Genomic DNA, 19,168 nt, shown 5'->3' with positions numbered 1-19,168 from the left:
ATATTTTGTAAATTAAAATGATTACATAAATATCCGTTATACAGGATTAGGGGGAAACAAAAATGGATGCAGCTTTAAAATTAGACAAAGCTGGAGAGCAACAATCACCAAAAAAACATCCACCAGGGTTATACTTGTTGTTCTTTACAGAAGCATGGGAAAGATTTAGTTATTACGGAATGCGTGGCTTATTAGTTCTTTATTTAACAACGAGCTTAGTAAGTGGCGGTTTAGGATTTGATAAAGCAGTTGCCGTTCAAATTTACGGTATTTTCACAATGTTAGTATACTTCACACCGATTCTCGGCGGTTGGTTAACTGACCATTTCATTACGAAACGACATGCCATTACTATTGGCGGTATCATTATGGCGATTGGTAACTTCGTACTATTTTCAATGAATACAAAAACTGGACTATTTTTAGGATTAGGCTTATTAGTTATTGGTAATGGATTCTTCAAACCAAATATTTCGACTTTACTAGGTCAATTATATAGCGACAACGATTCTCGTCGTGATAGTGCCTTCACTATCTTCTACATGGGAATTAACTTAGGAGCTCTTATCGCTCCATTCATTTGCGGTTACTTCACAGATTACAAATATGGATTCCTAACAGCTTGTATCGGTATGATCATTGGACAGGTTGCTTTTAATTTCTTAGCACCTCGTTACTTAGGAACAATTGGTACAACTGTTGTAGGTAAAAAGTCTAAAGAAAAGACTGCAAAAGTAATTGAGAAAAAACCTTTAACATCACAAGAGAAAAAACGTACAGCTGCAATTTTAATTTTAACTTGTTTCGTTGTATTCTTCTGGGCAGGCTTTGAACAAGCTGGTAGTTCTTTAACACTTTACACAGATAAGTTCGTAGATCGTACAATTGGTGGATTTACAATTCCAACACCTTGGTTCCAATCTGTAAACCCACTATTCATTATCTTACTAGCATTACCTGTTTCAGCTTTATGGATCAAACTTTCAAAAACAAAAAATGGTGATTTAAAAATCCCTACAAAAATGGCTTTCGGTATGATTTTACTAGGAATCGGGTACTTAGTTTTAACTTTAGCTGTTCTAAAAACTGGTAGCGATGAAGGTAACATTACAATGAAGGCAAACTTACTATTCATTGTATTCACTTACATGTTCCATACAATCGGTGAATTATTCTTATCACCAATCGGATTATCTATGGTTAGTGCAATCGCTCCTGTTAAATTAGCATCATTATTAATGGGTGTATGGTTAGCTGGTACTGGATGTGCAAACTTCTTAGCAGGACAATTAGCTGCTTTCACTCAATCTTTAGGATATTTAGAAGTATTCGCAAGCATCGGTATTATCGTAATCGTACTGGGATTAGTACTTCTTATGTTCTCTAAGAAAATTGCACATATGATGGAATAACAAAAAAGACGCTTCTAATTTTAGAAGCGTCTTTTCTATTACTTCTCCGCTAAAGCCGTCACGTCCACATGAACGCTCTCACCAGGATTAGATACATCATACACTTGAGCACTCCCCTTCTGCTCATCACAGCTCTCAATCCATACTGGTACGCCCTCATATGTAACGTCAATTCTACTTGAAGAAGATAAGATTTGTTTCACACGTTTCACATCCATACTACTATCCCTCCTTTTGCTTACTACACTCCTTTTTATTTTTTCTTTTCCTTTTAGAATATATTCCGTAAGGCAGCATGTTGATTGATAGTCATTTCTTCCTAACATGCTAATATTTACTCTCTCGCTACCTTTCTGACAAATAAAAAAAGACGTATATTCTACACGTCTTTTTCCATAATATTCAAATTTTAAGAAAATAATGTTTTTACTACCGCACTTACTTTATCATTATGGATTTGATAATACACTTCTAATCCTCGTCTTTCAAAGCGTACTACTTTATTTTGCTTTAACTTCGTTAAATGTTGTGAAACAGTTGATTGTGGAATTTCTAATACTTCCTGTAGCTGTGTTACATTACATGTTCCTCTTTGCATAAGTTCCATTACTAGACGTAGACGAAGTGGGTGAGCTAACGCTCTTAACATTTGTACATCTTCTTCTGAAATACGACATTCGAATTGATTTTGGCTCATAAAGTTCCCCTCATTTTCGTTTTTATTTGCGTTTTTATGTTCTTTTTATTTATTTATATATCTGTTCTTATATTTCCTGTTACGACATAACTTTATCAACCTATAAAGCCGAAAAATTTTTCCATCTTTATCAGCAAAAATTCAGGAAAAAATCCTTGCTGATTTTGAATATTATACTATATGATATAACGAAAAAGCAAAATAATGGCCTACGAATACTTTGCTTGCAAACGTTGTTTTATCAGGCTTTTTGTTATATTTTCACCTCATTGAAATGCACAGTAACGGTATTGTAAAATACCGTCTATAATTGATAACCTATCGTAATGTAGTTGAACTATAATTAACCTCTTTGTTACGCTAAAAGGAATTTTCAGTAAAAAGAGATGATGTGATATTAAAAATTTGTTTCTTATTTTTTATTCGTATTGCAAGCGGTTGGATTGTTGTGCAAAACTTCCTATTAAATCCACTCACCGTTCCCCCCACTAGATCAAATAGGACAGATAATTGCATATATCAAACTTTATACTTAATATAAAAGACTTCATCTAATATAGGCCTATAAGGAACATGCCATCTGAATAAGCAAAATAATATGCACATAGTTTATACAGCACACTTAAATTCATTTGAGTGTGTTTTTTGTCTACTTTATGAACAAAGCTTTTCTTTTAACACTATTATGGAATAATTATACTTTTTTACGTTGACAATAGTGTTGAAGGAGAATATACTAAGCATGTAAGTTGATTGTGAATAGTTTCACAAATAATGTGAATTTCTTCACATATAATAGATAGGAGTTGTCATTATTATGAGTACTTGGACACAAATTTATGACCCATTAAACAATATTTGGTTATCTGCACTAATCGCAGCACTTCCAATCTTTTGTTTCATCATTTGTTTAATGGGATTCAAAATGAAAAGTTACATGGCTGGTCTTTATAGTGTAATTGTCGCTATTATCCTTGCAATATTTGTTTATAAAATGCCAGCAACAGTAGCTGTAGCATCTGCCGGATTCGGTGTTTTATCTGGATTTTATCCAATTTGTACTATCGTTATCGCTGCAATTTTCCTTTACAAATTAACTGTTAAAACAGAGCAATTCAATATTATTCGCGATAGTATTTCAAGCATTACAAATGATCAACGTTTACAAGTATTATTAATCGCTTATTCTTTCGGTGCTTTCTTAGAAGGCGCAGCTGGTCTAGGGGTTCCAGTTGCTATTACAGCTGCACTACTTGTAGGTATGGGCTTTAATCCATTAAAAGCAGCAGGTATTTGTTTAGTAGCTAATATTGCTGGTGGTGCTATGGGTGCTATGGGTATTCCAGTTACAGTACCAGCACAATTAACTCAACTTGACGCATTAACTATTGGTCGTCAAACTGTTCTTATTTTACCTTTCATTAGTGTTATCTTACCTTTCTTACTTGTTTCAATGGTCGATGGAATTAAAGGTATTAAAGAAACTTGGCAAGGTATTCTTGTAAGTGGTGTTTCTTTCGCTATTACTCAATTCGCTGTAACTTACTTCTTAGGCGCAGAACTTACTAATATTTTCGCAGCCGTTGTAAGTATGATCTCTCTTGCATTATTCTTACGTGTTTGGCAACCAAAATCTTCTACTAAAGAAGAAAAACAAGAAACTAAAGTATCACATACATTCAATCAAATTTTATATGCTTGGTCTCCATTCGTATTCTTAACTGCATTTGTAACAATCTTTAACTTAAAACCGATTAAAGCTTTATTTGCTCCAGATGGTGCGTTAGCAAACTTAGTATTTAACATTCAGTTCCCTGGTCTTCATAATGCTGTTATGAAAACTACACCAATTACAAAAGCTGATACACCTTTCGCAGCTGTTTTCAAATTTGATGTATTCTCTTCTACAACTACTGCGATTGTACTAGCAATTATCGTTTCACTTATCGTTTACCGCGTAAAAGGTAAAATGGTTAAAGAATTAATGATTGAAACAATGAAAGAATTAAAAGCTCCAGTATATACAATTTGTAGCGTTATCGCATTAGCTTACGTAGAGAACTACTCTGGTATGTCATCTACACTTGGACTTGCATTCTCTTCTACTGGTAATGCATTCCCAATTCTTTCTCCAATCTTAGGATGGATTGGCGTATTCATTACAGGTTCAGTAGTTTCAAGTGGTTCTTTATTCGCACCACTTCAAGCAGTAACAGCAGACCAGTTAAACATCGTTCCTTCTACACTCGTTGCCTTAAACGTAGTAGGTGGTACAATGGCAAAAATGGTTTCACCACAATCTGTAGCAGTTGCTTGTGCCGCAGTTGGACTAGTTGGTAAAGAATCTGCTCTATTTAAAACAGCAATGAAATACAGTTTAATCTTCTTAGCTGTTATTAGCTTACTTCAATTAAACGCTGTATTTAATATCTTTTAAAAATAAAACACCGATCCAAATGGATCGGTGTTTTTCACATTACATTTCTTTATTTTTTAATAAAGAAGCTCCAGCAATTTCAGGGTGAGTCATTTCGAATGGATCTAAAATAATATCCAATTCCTCTTCTGTCAGTACACCATGCTCTAAACATAACTCCCTAACAGATTTTCCTGTTTCAATCGCTTCACGTGCAATACGAGATGCTGCTTCATAACCAATATGAGGATTAACTGCTGTAATAATTCCAACACTTTTCTCAACATATTGCTTCAGCAATTCTTCATTTGCTGTAATTCCTTCAATACAATATTCACGGAATACACGGAATCCATTATTCATAATACTAATAGATTGAATTAAATTAAATACAAGCACAGGCTCCATTACGTTTAACTCTAATTGTCCCGCTTCTGATGCTAGGCAAATTGTATGATCATTTCCAATTACTTGGAATGCGACTTGGTTAATCACTTCTGCCATAACTGGATTTACTTTACCTGGCATAATCGATGAACCTGGCTGACGTGCTGGCAATTGAATTTCAGCCAACCCAACACGTGGCCCAGACGCCATAATACGAAGATCATTTGCAATTTTAGACATGTTCATCATACATACTTTAAGTGCTGCAGATACTTCTGTGTATGCATCTGTATTTTGCGTTGCATCAACTAAATGCTCTGCACCAACAAGTGGGAACCCACTAAACGTTCTTAAATGTTTTACCACCTGTTCAATATACGTAGGATTTGCATTTAATCCTGTACCAACAGCTGTCGCCCCCATATTCACTTCATATAAATGTTGACGAGACTGTTTAATTCTTTTTATATCGCGCGCAAGCACTCGGCTATACGCTTCAAATTCTTGTCCAAGGCGAATTGGAACTGCATCTTGTAAATGTGTGCGTCCCATTTTAATAACGTGATCAAACTCTTTTGCTTTTTTACGAAAAGCAGAATGAAGTTCTTCCATTGTAATAAGAAGCTTTTCTAACATCATAAGAGTTGCAATATGAATCCCTGTTGGAAACGCATCGTTCGTTGATTGGGCCATGTTCACATGAGTGTTTGGGCTAATTTTCGCATACGCACCTTTTTCATATCCCATACGTTCTAACGCTCTATTCGCAATTACTTCATTTGTATTCATATTAATAGAAGTTCCGGCTCCGCCTTGAATAGGGTCCACGATAAATTGATCATGAAACTTTCCATCAACAATTTCTTGCGCTGCTTCTGCAATTTCATGTCCAATGTCTTTAGCTAAGTAACCAGTATCTATATTCGCAAGTGCCGCCGCTTTTTTCACAATTGCCATTGCTGTAATGAGTGATGGATGAATGCGATATCCTGTAATTGGGAAGTTTTCTACAGCACGTAATGTTTGTACACCATAATAAGCTGCACTTGGTACTTCTTTTTCACCTAAAAAATCTTTTTCTATACGTATATCCTTCGTTGCTATCATTTTTATCACCTATACTTTTTCATTCTAAATCCTTATCCAAAAAATCCGCCCTCTAAAAACACGAGTATCATTCAGAAGAATTTTTCAGTATCCACCTTCACTATATAGTACCTTTTTTGAAAGCGCAAACATTTATTTTTCTGTATATCCTTTTTATTAAAGTTTATAGAAAATCATTCTCCTACTTTCCTTATTTCCACTCGTTTAATTTGATGCATATCCTTTTCAAGGACTTTAAAATAAAAACCGTGTTTCTCAATAATATCTCCTTCAGCAACGATTTGTTTTTGTACCATAATCCAGCCACCAATTGTATCTACATCATCAGCAATTAAATGTATGCCAAGCAAATCATTTACTTCACTAATAAGCACTTTTCCCTCTACGATTTTATAGCCTTCACTTACATGCTCTATAGGTGGATTCTCATCTTCATCGTATTCATCTCGAATTTCTCCAACAATTTCTTCTAAAATATCTTCTAGTGTAACAATCCCTGCTGTACCACCATATTCATCATACAATACAGCTAATGGAATGTGTTTTCTTTGCATTTGTAATAGTAAATCATGAATTGGAATATTTTCTAGCACTTCAATAACTGGCCTTGTATATAGCATAATCGAGCACTCCTCGTCCCGATTACCATCCATATAACGAATAAATAAATCTTTTACATTAACCATCCCAATAATTTCATCTTTATCTTCACCAAATACAGGATATCTCGTGTACTTTTCTTGCGCGATTACTTTAATATGTGTTTCAAATGGTTCGTCCTCATATAAGCCTACAACTTCCGTACGAGGTACCATAATTTCTTTTGCTACTCTATTATCAAATTCAAAAATATTATTTACATATTTAAATTCCCTTTGGTTAATCTCTCCGCTCTCATAGCTCTCAGATAAGATTAACCTTAATTCTTCTTCTGAATGAGCTACTTCATGTTCAGAAGCTGGATGTAATCCGAATAAACCAGTTACAACCCTCGCTGAACCATTCAAAGCCCAAATAAACGGATACATAACTCGGTAAAAATAAATAAGTGGCTTCGATAACAATAAGCTAACTTGTTCTGCTTTTTGTATAGCAAATGTCTTTGGAGCAAGTTCCCCAATGACAACATGTAAAAATGTAATTACTGCAAAGGCAATAATAAATGAAACTGTACTGGAAATTGCAGGTGAGAATTGCAATTTTAAAAACAACGGCTCGAGTAAATGTTTAATGGTTGGTTCCCCTAACCACCCGAGCCCTAAAGCAGTAATTGTAATACCTAGCTGACAGGCCGATAAATATTCATCTAAATTTGTAGTTACCTTTTTAGCGGCCAGTGCACCTCGTCTTTTTTCGCTAACGAGTTGATCAATACGACTGCTACGTACCTTAATAATTGCAAATTCAACAGCCACAAAAAATGCTGTTAACCCAATAAGAATGACTACCATCAATAATTTTAAAATATCCACATATGCTCTTTAGCTTTCTTAGCTAAAGTTACACCTCCTTTTAAAAAGAAGTTTCACTTTAGTTTCTTCAATTATTGGAAAGCAACTCTATATAAAATCCACCAATTTTCAAACCTCATACAATTCTAAAGGTAAACCATCAGGGTCTTGGAAAAAGACGAATTTCTTCCCCGTTATTTCATCAATACGGATCGGTTCGATCTCAACACCACATTGATTTAAATGCTTCACAGCTTCTTCTATATTTGTAACAGCAAATGCTAAATGTCTAAGACCGGCTGCTTCTGGAAAACTTTTGCGCTCAGGCGGATTTGGAAATGAAAATAATTCGATTTGATACTCTTCTCCTACACATAAATCTAATTTATAAGAATCTCGTTCCTTTCTATATACTTCATTCATTTCTTTAAACCCTAATATTCTAGTATAAAAATACTTTGACGTCTCATAATTCGAACAAATAATTGCAACGTGATGCACTCTACATATATTCATACTCTCTCTATTCCTTTCTTTACCAAAGATGCATATTCTCCCTTGAAATGAAAAACATATATAGCAGAATATCTCTTTTAGGGGGCTTACCATGAAATTCATTACTTTTTTCGTCGGATTAATTGTTGTTTTCTTGCTCGCTTATATTGCTAGCAATAATAAGAAGCATATTAAATTTAAACCAATTTTTATCATGCTTATTATACAGTTAATTTTAACCTATTTACTATTAAATACAGAAATCGGCCTCATACTTATTAGAATCATTTCCAGTTTGTTTACAAAGCTACTCGAGTATGCTGCTAATGGAATAAATTTCGTATTTGGTGGTCTTGCAAATAAAGGTGAAATGCCATTTTTCCTTACTGTATTATTACCAATCGTCTTTATTTCTGTTTTAATTGGTATATTACAACATTTCAAAATACTACCATTTTTCATTCGTTGGATCGGGTACTTTCTTAGTAAAATAAATGGTCTTGGGAAATTAGAATCTTACAACGCTATCGCTTCTGCCATTGTCGGCCAATCAGAAGTTTTTATTACAGTGAAAAAGCAATTAGCTCAAATTCCAAAACACCGTCTTTATACACTTTGTGCCTCCGCTATGTCAACCGTATCTATGTCTATCGTAGGTGCCTATATGACAATGATTGAACCTAAGTATGTAGTAACTGCACTCGTTCTCAATTTATTTAGCGGTTTTATTATCGTACTCATCATTAACCCTTACGACGTTAAAGATGACGAAGATATTTTAGAAATCAAAGGTGAAAAACAAAGCTTTTTTGAAATGCTTGGAGAATATATTCTTGATGGTTTTCGTGTAGCCATTGTTGTCGGCGCTATGCTCATCGGATTTGTCGCATTAATTAGTTGTATTAATGACTTGTTCCTCATTATATTCGGTATTACGTTCCAACAATTAATTGGCTACGTATTTGCACCTATCGCATTCCTTATCGGTGTACCAAGCTCTGAAATTGTAGCAGCTGGTAGCATTATGGCAACGAAGCTTGTAACGAATGAATTTGTCGCAATGATGGACCTTAGTAAAATTTCTAATAGCCTTTCTCCCCGTACAGTTGGTATTATTTCTGTTTTCCTTGTATCTTTTGCCAATTTTTCTTCCATTGGTATTATTTCAGGTGCGGTAAAAGGACTAAACGAAGAACAAGGAAACGTTGTTGCGAGGTTTGGCCTTAAATTACTATATGGAGCTACTCTCGTTAGTATTTTATCTGCAATTATCGTAAGCATTATGTTGTAATTAGGTAAAATTTTATCATTTTCTTATCCCTATCTTTTGTATACAATAACGAATAGGTGTCTTATAAAGTGAAACTTTAATCAGAGTGGGGCTATCCCCACTCTGATTATTAGCCTTCATCAATCGGGTATTTACGGGCAGTTATCTCCCACCTAACTTCATTGTATTCACTGGACTTTGAGGTGGGCGTTTTACTGCTCGTTAATACCGGATAAATAATCAAGACATCTATTTTTTATACATGTACAATCGCTTTTATTTAGCGTAAAATATTTTTTATGTGTTTGAATACACTTCTAAATGTATACACTTTGATAGTTTTAAAGGAGAAAAAATGATGAAATCCGACACGAACAACGATACGCGAGCCAAAAAAGGACGCTCAAAGAAAAAACGCCTACTTTGGTTCCTTCTTATTCCATTACTAATTGTAGCACTTGGAGCAGGAGGCTACTCCTTCCATATATACAGTAAAGCAAAGTCCGTCTTAAATAATGCTTATGCTGAACTAGGTCGAGGAGAAAAGTCCAGTAAACGTGAAAAAGCTGTTAAACCTATGACCGACAACATTTCCGTACTAATTATGGGTGTTGATGAAAGTGATATTAGGGAAAAAGATTATGGAAAAGCAACTCGAACAGATGCGTTATTACTTGCAACAATTAATAAAAACGATAAATCCGTTAAACTTGTAAGCATTCCACGTGACTCACGCGTCTACATTAAATCACGTGATAAATACGATAAAATCACACATGCGCACGTATTCGGTGGTGTAGACAGCACAATTGATACGGTAGAGAACTTTTTAGATGTTCCAGTTGATTATTATGTAAAATTCAATTTTAAATCCTTTATTAAAATTGTTGATTCTCTTGGTGGCATTACTGTGGACGTTCCAGTTGAATTCACAGAGCAAAATAGTAAAGATGAAGCAGATGCAATTCATCTAAAAAAAGGACGTCAACATTTAAATGGAGAAGAGGCACTGGCACTAGCTAGAACTCGTCACATCGATAGTGATTATATGCGTGGCCAACGACAACAGCTTGTATTAGAGGCCATTGCTGAAAAGGCACTATCTCTTAATTCCATTAATAAAATCGGTGGCCTACTAGACGCTGTCGATAAAGACTTAAAAACCAATTTAACTTTTGATGATATGATGACAATTACAAAAAATTCAATGGATTCAAATTTAAAGATGGAAAAAATGCAAGTAGAAGGTACAGATAAATATATAGGTGGTATTTATTATTACGTGCCAAATGAAAAAAGCGTCGATACTATTTCAACTACCCTTCAAAAACATCTCGGTGTTACGAATAAAAATGAACATAAAAAAATATAATAAAAAGGCTGCTAGATCATTCTAGACAGCCTTTTTATTATATTTTTCAACATATTTTTCATACACATTGTGACAAGAAGTGACAATTATTACAGCAATGTAACATTTTTTATGAAAACATTACACACACAGTGAAAATAATAGTATACTAGTACGTACATAATGTTATTTTCATCATTTTTATACAAAAAATGTAATACATATATTTATACATAAATTTCTGGGGGGAAATAAATGAAGCTAAGTAAAATACTGATTGGTTCTGCAATTGCTGGGGGCATATTACTTTGTGTAGGCGGTGTTGGGGGATATCAATATGTATCCAAATTAAATAATCAATTAGATACTACTGCATTACCAAATACTACATTTGAAGGTATTTCTCTCGATGGAAAAAATAAGAAAGATATTCAAGCAATTATTAATCAAAGGGTAACTGAATTAGATCAAAAATCCCTTACCTACATATTCCAAAACGATAAACAAACTTACACATGGAAAGATTTAGGGGTAAATTATAAAGAGAAAGATATTATTGACAAAATCTTCAAAGAACAAGAAGGAAACGTAATGAATCGTTACGAAATGCGCAAGCAAGCTGAAAACGGTGAATTAAAACGTGACTATAAATTAACACCACAATTAAATGCAACAGCTTATGAAACCTTTATAAAAGATAAATATAATGAAACATTAAAAAATCCTGTTAATGCAGAATTAAGCATTGAAGGCTCAACAGTAAATGTTAGTCAAAGCCAAAACGGAGAAAAAATTGATAAAGGAAAACTAAACAGTTTAACAAACGAAGCTATTACTACTGGTAAATCAGATGTTACATTACCAGTTACATTCATAAAACCAGAACGTTCTACAGAAGATATACAGAAAATGGGTATTAAAGAAGTCATTGCTGAATATTCTACTCCAATGGCTGGCCGTAACGGAAATCAATCATTTAACGTAAATAAGTCAGCTAATACTTTAAGTGGGGTTATTGTGGCACCTGATGAAACATTTAGTTTTAACGGCCGCGTTGGCGTAACTGATGCTGCACATGGTTACAAATCTGCAGCAGTATATTCACAAGGTAAAGTAATACAAAGTGCAGGCGGAGGAGTTTGCCAAGTCAGTAGTACTTTATACAGCGCAGCTTTAAGGGCTGATTTAGGAATTGTTTCTCGAAGCAATCATTCTATGCCAGTAAATTATTTACCACTTGGGCAAGATGCAGCAGTAGCAGATTATGGTCCAGATTTAAAATTTAAAAATAATACAGGCAATCATATTTATATTCAAGCATTTTCAAATGGAGGTAGTATTACTACACGCATTTTCGGTACAAATACTGGTAAAAATGTTGAAGTTTCTTCTCAAGTAATTAGTAGGACTAGTGATAAAATCACAGCGGTTACGTATAAAAAAGTAACACAAAACGGGGAAGTAATATCAAATGGACAAATTTCAAAAAGTGTATATAAAAGCGCCCCAAAAGAATAGATAATATCAACCGAATAACATAAAGAAAAAGGCGTGATTAAATCACGCCTTTTTCTTTTGCAGTAATAGTAAAAAAGTTTCAAGATGGTCTTTCGTTTCTTCTAAAGACCACATACGATTTCCTTGCTTCGCAGCTAATACACACGCCTCTTCCCACGCGTTCTTTTTCTTCATATTTATTAATTCATCACGTAATTTCAAAACAATTTCTTCGTCTTCTTGTTCAATAAACTCTTCCATCACGCTTACTATTTCATCCTCATGAATACTTAACGTACAGTACGATTTAAGAAAGTATTGTAATGTCATATACATAATGTACTCCCCCTTCTTATTTATCAGATGGATAAGAAGTAATAATCTTAAACCCTAATTCCCCTGACTTATCTCTTGCTAAAACAGTAACAGTTTTTACCAACTTGTCTTTTACACTCATATTTTTCTTTATTACCGTTTTTCCAACAGGGAATGAATGAGTTGTATTTACTACGAGACGAGCCTCTTTAGAATTTTTTAACCAATCTTGAATTTCCTTGTCATGTTGCTTCAAGCTATCTTTTACAGCTTTCGTCGCTGTTTCTTTATCATAGTATGTACTTGCGGCTGACACTTTATCTGTCTTCAAGCGATTCTTCAAATCCTCTTCTGACTTGCCTACATGTCTTTCAATCGTATGACCATTTTTAGGTGGTCCTTCCATTTCATCTAAAATATTATCACTAATTTTTTCTACCGATGTAGCTTGATTACCTGTCTGTTTCTCTGTTTTTTGTTCTTTTCCTGCACATCCACTTAAGATCAGCATTAATGCCAATAAACTACTGAAGAAAAGACTACTTATTCGTTTCATCATATCACCTCTTCCATGATTATTATCGCAACTTCACTAAAAGTCAATTTCACAACGAAAAAATCTATCAGTTTTCATTTTTTTCATCTATTTTTCCATATTTACCCGCGCAATTTCATCAACCCTCTATTTTCCGCCTTTTATAATATATACCCCCTATATTTTATAATTATTTCCCAAATAAAATCACCAATAATATAATTATAAAACCCTTTTATAAAAAGGGTTTTATACTGTTTTTCAAAACGATTTAAAATACCCCTATTTTTATATACCTAATACCTATATAAGGTATCAGGACCCCTTCTTATCAACGTTTTTCTACATTATGTAAATTTTCCCTTGCCTATACAATCGAAATATGGTGTAATGCAAAAAAAGATAAAGGATTTTAAACAATGGCTGAAACGATTCAAAATTTCTTAACAGAATACTATTCAATCGCAATTCCACTTAGTATCTTAATTAACATCATCATTAGTCTTTTAGGTGTTATTCCTAGCATCTTTTTAACCGCCATTAATATACAGCTCTTCGGTGTAACAAATGGCACAATCATTTCGATCGCAGGTGAGGCCTTAGGGGCTATTATCTCGTTTTATATTTACCGCCTGGGCCTTCAAAAGTTCACTCACGATAAAGTAAATAAGTACCCAAAGGTAGAGCGTCTTCTTTATGTAGAAGGTAGAGAGGCCTTTCTACTCGTTCTATCGTTTCGATTGATACCTTTCATCCCATCAAGTATCGTGACTTTATTTGCAGCTCTAGGGAAAATGTCATTACTCTCCTTCAGTATTGCCAGTACAATAGGTAAAATACCGGCCTTATTGATTGAAGTATATTCGGCATACCAAGTCATGAACGGAACAAATGAAGCGAAGTGGGTTGTAACAATCGCAGGCGTTATTGGATTGTTTTATTTGTGGAAAAAATGGAGAAAAAAATAAAGAAGGAGCCTATGCTCCTTCTTTATTTTTGAGGTATTTTATTACTAGCTCTTCCTTAAAGCCTTAGTTTACACCAACAGCACTAAATGATTGCTTAACTGCTGCTACTTCAGCAGAATTTGCACCATATAAGTCTGCAGCAGCTTGTACTGCACCAGCACGAGCTTGACTAAATGTAGTAGATTGCGTGAAATACTGTGTATTTGCACGGTAGTAAATCGCACCTAATTTATCTTTACCGATACCAGTTACAGTTACACCATAATGCGTACCACCATTTGCTAATAAATAAGCTTGTTTATTAATAATGCCGCTGTTTGTATGAACACCACCGTTATCACTTGAACCAGTGTAACGCTTAGAATAATGGTCTGGATCACCATACTTCGTAGGATCACTCATAGAGCGAAGTGCGTCTCCTGCTTTACCAGGTGTGTAAATATCTTCACCAATCTCCCAATCCGGGTTACGGTTATCATAGAATTCTACTAAAGTACCAAAGATATCAGAAATCGCTTCATTTAAAGCCCCAGATTCATTTTGATAAATTAGATTTGAACTATTTTCCGTAACAGCATGCGTTAACTCGTGACCAATTACATCAATTCCACCAGATAATGAAGTAAACGTTACACCATCACCATCTCCGTATACCATCTGTGATCCGTTCCAGAATGCATTGTTATAATTACTTCCGTAATGAACTGTCGATTTTAACGGTGCTCCTGCATCATTAATAGAATTTCTATTAAACGTAGCTTTATAGTAATCATATGTTTTACCTGCATAGTAATGAGCATCTACTGCTGCTGCATCATACGCTGCATTGAAAACATTATCTGCATCTGCCCATAATGTTCCTGGTAATGTTGAACGGTTTTTCGCATCATATGTGAAAATCGTTGCCCCGCGTGTATTATCTTGTAAGTAGTAAGATGATCCAGATAACGTTGTATTAAGCGACTTCGTATCTCCTAATACACCTTTACCAGTTCCTACTTTATTCGTTCCTGTTACAGGCTTTACAACAGCTTTCGCATCCTGTTTAGGAGCCTCTTGCTTAACTGGTGACTTATCATCATTCGTCACATGATCAATTGTATTAAACTTATTTAATACTTTACCGCTGTCTGCCTCAATGAAATAGTAGTAGTTTCCTGGGCTTGGATCTAAGAAGTTTAGATTTACAACATATGCATATGTTGTTTCCTCACCGTTTTGATATACATATAAGTCCGCTTTTGGTTCTACTTCATATTTCGGTGTTACCCCTAAATCTTGCTGCGCGATTTCAATTGCTTTTGCGCCTTCAATCTTATTTTTATTTTTCAACTTTTCCTTTTTGTCTAAATCAGGTGCAACTGTTCCAGACAATACTTTTAAAGAACCGTCTTTACTTACGTGAGCTACTTGAGTAGAACCCCATACAGGCACTCCTTCGTAAACTTGTTGCATACGTACTACTGTTGAATCAGTTACAGCATCTTTCTTCACTTGTTTCACTTTGAAAGAATCTTGTGCACTCTTTTCCCCTAGCTTGTAATCACCTTTTGCTGCGTTTAAGTAATCAAACACAACAGATTCTGCTTTCTTGCCAGTTGCTTCAGTTAGATCACCAGAAATAAACTCAGGTGACTGCACCGTCTCATTGTACTTCTTCGTAGAGAGCACATTTTTAGAATCCGCAAATGCAGAGCCTGTCCCTCCAAACGTTGTAACTGCCATTCCTGTCGCTAACACTAACGCTAAACTTTTCTTTTTCATGAACCTTCCCCCTAATAAAAATTTTTTTTGAAAAAGAGTAGTTTCATATTAGCATTATGTTTCCACTATTAATATACTAAAAATTCAAATAATTTTTTTCTCAAGTTTTGTAGAATTTTGAGGAACAAATATTGAAAAACCCCTTTCCTGTTGGAAAGGGGGGGAGATTATAAATTAACTTGTTCAACAGTTTTAGCTTGTTGACCAACAATATCAGGTTTACTGCTATATTGATGTATTCCTCCAACAACTGTAAGAGTCACTATAAACGCCAATACTCCAAATACCATCTTTTTCATTTTTATTCCTCCTTATTATCATTCATTAAATCAATAACTAACCTATAGTATCGATTACTTTCTTCAAATCTCGATAAACTGGAAAAATGTTCTGCTAGTTCAACGTATACTTTCTTTAATTCTATTTTATTTCCTGCGGATTTATACAACGGGATAGCCTCATTTTCCAAAAATGCTTTATAATCTTTTGCTTCTTCAAAATATTTATATCTAAGCATTAAAAGCAAATATAATTTTGCATTAAATCTCTCTTCCTGTTTTGCTGCATCAATTCCCTTATCAATTAATGTTCTTGCCTCTTCCAACTCTTCTAATTTAATGCATACTAATGCCATTTCGTATATTGTATCTAAATAGTTTAAATCTATTTGTTTTTGAAGTTGTAGACTATCTAAATAATATTTTTTCGCTTGCTGATATTTGCCTTTTTTATAATAGATACTTCCCATATTACTTAAAGTAATAGCTAATAGTACATCCTTATCAGCAAAAGATGTGGCCTCTCTCAATATACTCTCATACATTTTTAAAGCTTCTTCATACTGACCTTTTTCTGTATAACTTACCGCAATAAGGATTTGGCAATTAATTATGTTTCTAAACTTATATTCACTACGAAATCCTTCTAATGCCATATTTACAAAATGAATTGCAAGATGATGAATATCTAAATGAGTATATGCAAGCGCTATATTATAATACAAGCCTGTTTCATGATACCCTTGTTCTTTGGCCATTACTTCTGTTTTTAATAAGTAATCTAGCCCATCCTTCCATCTATACTGTAAACAGCACAATAATCCTCTACTGTACATATATAACAACTTCTGAAATGGAGAATATTTTTTATATACCTTCTTCAACTTATCTAATTCTTCTTCGAGTGCAGAAATATCCCTTTTCATAATTAAATAACGTGTATACAGCAGTTTATAATAATTTATAATTTCAAAATCCAACACATGCTTCATTTCACCTTGCAACTCTTCATATATACGTTCTACTTGTTGCTTGTCTAAATGAACTAGTGCATTCAACCATTCATCCAGCTTCCCCTTCACATCTTCTTCTACATCCCTCAAATCCGTCACGGCAATTTCTAATCTTGCGCAGAGCAATTGTAGAATTTCTTCTGATGCTTCAATCTTTCCATTTTCAATCTTACTTAAGTATGAGACAGAACAAATGCCCTGACATAATTCTTCTTGTGTCATTTTTTGCTGTAGCCGTTTATAAAAGACTTGTTTGCCTATTTTTTCTAATGTTTGTTGCATTGTCCTCCTCCATTCTCATTACCCCCATTACTCTAATAATACATAAAATCTGGAGAAATATAAATTGATAAATATAAATTTTCTAAAAAATATGCATAATTTCATTTTTTTCTCTCTTGACTTCACATCAATATCTCTTCTTTGCTACGAATGGTGAAAAATTGGTATACTATAACCAAATTATGGAGGTGTTCTCGCGATGACTCATTATAAAGACGATAGTTATGCCTTACATACAGACCTATATCAAATCAACATGGCTTATACATATTGGAAAGATGGTATTCATAATCGCCGTTCTGTTTTTGATTTATATTTTCGAAAGCTTCCATTTGAGAACGGCTACGCTGTTTTTGCTGGCCTTGAGAAAATTGTAGAGTACATAGAAAATTTCAGTTTTACTGAAAGCGATATCGCTTATTTAGCAGAATTACAATTTGAAGAAGAATTCCTTCATTATTTACAAAATATGAAATTCACTGGGACGATTCGCAGTATGCAAGAAGGCGAAGTTGTATTTAATAACGAACCTTTATTACGTGTTGATGCACCACTTGGTGAAGCACAAATTATTGAGACTGCCCTCTTAAATATTGTGAATTACCAAACATTAATTGCAACAAAAGCAGCACGTATGAAACATGCTGCAAGTAATGATGAGCTTTTAGAGTTCGGCACAAGACGTGCCCATGAGTTCGATGCTGCCCTTTGGGGGACGCGTGCTGCCTTTATTGGTGGTTTCTCCTCTACAAGCAACGTTCGTGCTGGGAAACGCTTTGGGATTCCTGTAGCTGGCACACACGCTCACTCTTTCGTTCAAGCATATCGCGATGAATACGTCGCGTTTAAAAAATACGCTGAAACTCATAAAAAGTGCGTCTTTCTCGTTGATACATATGACACATTGAAATCTGGTGTTCCAAATGCGATTCGTGTTGCAAAAGAATTTGGGGATCGTATTGATTTCTATGGCATACGTCTTGATAGTGGTGATATGGCTTATTTATCGAAAAAGGCACGAAAACTATTAGATGAAGCAGGGTTTACAAATACAAAAATTATCGCTTCTAGCGATTTAGATGAATATACAATTATGCACCTTAAATCTCAAGGAGCAAAAATTGACGTATGGGGCGTTGGGACAAAATTAATTACGTCCTTTGAGCAACCTGCATTGGGGGCTGTTTACAAACTAGTTGCGATTGAAGATACTGACGGAAAATTAAATGATACGATTAAAATTTCATCTAACCCTGAAAAAATTACCACTCCAGGACTGAAACGAATTTATCGTATTATCAATCGGGTAAACGATCATGCAGAAGGCGATTATATTGCATTAGATTCTGAAGAACCTGGAAAAGAAGAGCGCTTAAAAATGTTCCATCCAGTTCACACATATATAAGTAAATTCGTAACAAACTTTGAAGCCCGTGAACTGCATAAAGATATTTTCGTTAACGGTGAAAGAACATATGAACTACCAAGTATATTAGATACTCAAAAATATAATGAACAGAGTCTCTCTCTATTTTGGGAAGAATATATGCGAACTTTAAATCCTGAAGAATACCCTGTCGATTTAAGCCAAGAGTGCTGGGATCATAAAATGAATTACATTCAAACAGTTCGAGAACAAGTCGAAAAAAACATACAAAAGTAAACAGAGAAGTTTCCCCTTCTCTGTTTTTTCAATACTATATGGATATTTGTAAAAAATATATTAAAAGAATAAGATGAATGTATTTTATTTGTAAATTTTAATATAACTATATTTAAAAGTAAAATAATATTTGGTATTATTTTATTGAGTCAATTTCAACAAAATCACCAATAAAAAAGAGGACGCGGGTTGGTATTATCCCCTATAGGTAGACAGTAAAAAAAGAGTCCATCTGATATGATGGACTCAATACTGTTTTATCTGGAG

At 34.2% G+C, this 19,168-nt stretch carries 17 protein-coding genes; 7 read left to right on the top strand and 10 right to left on the bottom strand.

Features of this window, described 5'->3' with window-relative positions:
• Window positions 1-62: 62 nt before the first annotated feature.
• Window positions 63-1,412, top strand: coding sequence for a peptide MFS transporter (locus HFD78_RS22145; protein WP_000338318.1), 1,350 nt, complete (start codon window positions 63-65; stop codon window positions 1,410-1,412).
• A gap of 38 nt (window positions 1,413-1,450) precedes the next feature.
• Here the strand turns inward: HFD78_RS22145 and HFD78_RS22140 are convergent, their stop codons facing one another.
• Complete coding sequence (locus HFD78_RS22140) at window positions 1,451-1,630, bottom strand: acid-soluble spore protein H (RefSeq protein ID WP_000382678.1); 180 nt, start codon at window positions 1,628-1,630, stop codon at window positions 1,451-1,453.
• A 191-nt stretch (window positions 1,631-1,821) separates the two neighbouring features.
• Window positions 1,822-2,109 carry an ArsR/SmtB family transcription factor gene (locus HFD78_RS22135; RefSeq protein ID WP_000081428.1) on the bottom strand — a complete coding sequence of 96 codons (288 nt, stop codon included), beginning with the start codon at window positions 2,107-2,109 and terminating at the stop codon, window positions 1,822-1,824.
• An 817-nt stretch (window positions 2,110-2,926) separates the two neighbouring features.
• On the opposite strand from HFD78_RS22135, the gene HFD78_RS22130 reads away from it, so the two are divergent.
• Window positions 2,927-4,546, top strand: a complete 1,620-nt coding sequence (locus HFD78_RS22130; RefSeq protein ID WP_000109103.1) for an L-lactate permease — start codon at window positions 2,927-2,929, stop codon at window positions 4,544-4,546.
• 39 nt (window positions 4,547-4,585) lie between these two features.
• Here the strand turns inward: HFD78_RS22130 and aspA are convergent, their stop codons facing one another.
• From aspA to gloA2, 3 genes are all read right to left on the bottom strand, one after another.
• Window positions 4,586-6,019, bottom strand: a complete 1,434-nt coding sequence (aspA, locus tag HFD78_RS22125; protein WP_000562129.1) for an aspartate ammonia-lyase — start codon at window positions 6,017-6,019, stop codon at window positions 4,586-4,588.
• A gap of 173 nt (window positions 6,020-6,192) precedes the next feature.
• Window positions 6,193-7,491, bottom strand: coding sequence for a hemolysin family protein (locus tag HFD78_RS22120; RefSeq protein WP_000353321.1), 1,299 nt, complete (start codon window positions 7,489-7,491; stop codon window positions 6,193-6,195).
• Between the two features lie 108 nt (window positions 7,492-7,599).
• Entirely contained in the window at window positions 7,600-7,986 is a 387-nt protein-coding gene (gene gloA2, locus HFD78_RS22115; RefSeq protein WP_001017684.1) for an SMU1112c/YaeR family gloxylase I-like metalloprotein, read from the bottom strand.
• A 91-nt stretch (window positions 7,987-8,077) separates the two neighbouring features.
• Between gloA2 and HFD78_RS22110 the strand changes: the two genes are divergently transcribed.
• The 3 genes from HFD78_RS22110 (at window position 8,078) to HFD78_RS22100 (ending at window position 12,104) form a co-directional block, all read left to right on the top strand.
• Window positions 8,078-9,256 (top strand): NupC/NupG family nucleoside CNT transporter, encoded by a 1,179-nt coding sequence (locus HFD78_RS22110; protein WP_000668870.1) that lies wholly within the window; start codon window positions 8,078-8,080, stop codon window positions 9,254-9,256.
• Between the two features lie 334 nt (window positions 9,257-9,590).
• Window positions 9,591-10,607, top strand: a complete 1,017-nt coding sequence (locus tag HFD78_RS22105; protein WP_142330787.1) for an LCP family protein — start codon at window positions 9,591-9,593, stop codon at window positions 10,605-10,607.
• A gap of 234 nt (window positions 10,608-10,841) precedes the next feature.
• On the top strand, window positions 10,842-12,104 hold the full coding sequence (locus HFD78_RS22100) for a VanW family protein (protein ID WP_000777360.1): 1,263 nt from the start codon (window positions 10,842-10,844) through the stop codon (window positions 12,102-12,104).
• A 42-nt stretch (window positions 12,105-12,146) separates the two neighbouring features.
• Here the strand turns inward: HFD78_RS22100 and HFD78_RS22095 are convergent, their stop codons facing one another.
• Together HFD78_RS22095 and HFD78_RS22090 are read right to left on the bottom strand one after the other, a co-directional pair.
• Window positions 12,147-12,419, bottom strand: coding sequence for a hypothetical protein (locus tag HFD78_RS22095; protein ID WP_000282019.1), 273 nt, complete (start codon window positions 12,417-12,419; stop codon window positions 12,147-12,149).
• Between the two features lie 16 nt (window positions 12,420-12,435).
• On the bottom strand, window positions 12,436-12,954 hold the full coding sequence (locus HFD78_RS22090) for an RNase A-like domain-containing lipoprotein (protein WP_000822695.1): 519 nt from the start codon (window positions 12,952-12,954) through the stop codon (window positions 12,436-12,438).
• A gap of 398 nt (window positions 12,955-13,352) precedes the next feature.
• Here HFD78_RS22090 and HFD78_RS22085 point away from each other — a divergent pair, with 398 nt between their 5' ends.
• The gene (locus HFD78_RS22085) at window positions 13,353-13,901 is read left to right on the top strand and encodes a TVP38/TMEM64 family protein (RefSeq protein WP_000852232.1); all 549 of its coding nucleotides are present in this window, start codon (window positions 13,353-13,355) and stop codon (window positions 13,899-13,901) included.
• Window positions 13,902-13,964: 63 nt separating this feature from the next.
• Here the strand turns inward: HFD78_RS22085 and HFD78_RS22080 are convergent, their stop codons facing one another.
• The 3 genes from HFD78_RS22080 to HFD78_RS22070 all read right to left on the bottom strand — a co-directional run bounded on the left by HFD78_RS22080 (window position 13,965) and on the right by HFD78_RS22070 (window position 17,238).
• Window positions 13,965-15,665, bottom strand: a complete 1,701-nt coding sequence (locus HFD78_RS22080) for a M4 family metallopeptidase (protein ID WP_000730369.1) — start codon at window positions 15,663-15,665, stop codon at window positions 13,965-13,967.
• A gap of 167 nt (window positions 15,666-15,832) precedes the next feature.
• Window positions 15,833-15,964, bottom strand: a complete 132-nt coding sequence (gene nprX / locus HFD78_RS22075; RefSeq protein ID WP_000738913.1) for a quorum-signaling peptide NprX — start codon at window positions 15,962-15,964, stop codon at window positions 15,833-15,835.
• A 2-nt stretch (window positions 15,965-15,966) separates the two neighbouring features.
• A complete protein-coding gene (locus HFD78_RS22070) occupies window positions 15,967-17,238 on the bottom strand; it encodes a helix-turn-helix transcriptional regulator (protein WP_001187938.1) in 1,272 nt (423 codons plus the stop codon).
• Window positions 17,239-17,437: 199 nt separating this feature from the next.
• Here HFD78_RS22070 and HFD78_RS22065 point away from each other — a divergent pair, with 199 nt between their 5' ends.
• Entirely contained in the window at window positions 17,438-18,901 is a 1,464-nt protein-coding gene (locus tag HFD78_RS22065) for a nicotinate phosphoribosyltransferase (protein WP_000150188.1), read from the top strand.
• Window positions 18,902-19,168 lie beyond the last annotated feature (267 nt).

It is taken from the genome of Bacillus sp. EKM501B (assembly GCF_011800505.1).
Lineage (GTDB): Bacteria > Bacillota > Bacilli > Bacillales > Bacillaceae_G > Bacillus_A > Bacillus_A cereus.
Note: the sequence above shows the minus strand (reverse complement) of the source record. Positions and strands in the feature narration are given on the sequence as shown.